General features: G+C 60.2%; 1 pseudogene. It reads left to right on the top strand.

The window, feature by feature from the left end:
* Nucleotide 1 precedes the first annotated feature (1 nt).
* A pseudogene (locus ACQG3P_RS22530) lies at nt 2–241 on the top strand (type IV pili twitching motility protein PilT); the annotation flags it as partial.

Here is a 241-nt window from a genome sequence, read left to right as displayed (position 1 = left end):
CCTGAAGCTGAGGCCCGAAAAGACCGCTTAGGACATGTTCTTGACCACCGGCGCCCCGGTGTACAACAAGATCGAAGGCAAGCTGTACCCGCTGGGCAATACCGGGCTGCCGCCCGGGATGGTCTAGAAAATCGCCTATTCGCTGATGGACGAGGGCCAGGTGCCCCAGTTCGAACGCGACCTTGAGCTCAACATGGCAATCGCCCTGCCGGATGCGGGACTCTTCCGCGTCAACGTGTTA

The organism is Stenotrophomonas sp. SrG, assembly GCF_050031795.1.
Classification (GTDB): Bacteria; Pseudomonadota; Gammaproteobacteria; order Xanthomonadales; family Xanthomonadaceae; genus Stenotrophomonas; species Stenotrophomonas rhizophila_A.
Note: the sequence above shows the minus strand (reverse complement) of the source record. Positions and strands in the feature narration are given on the sequence as shown.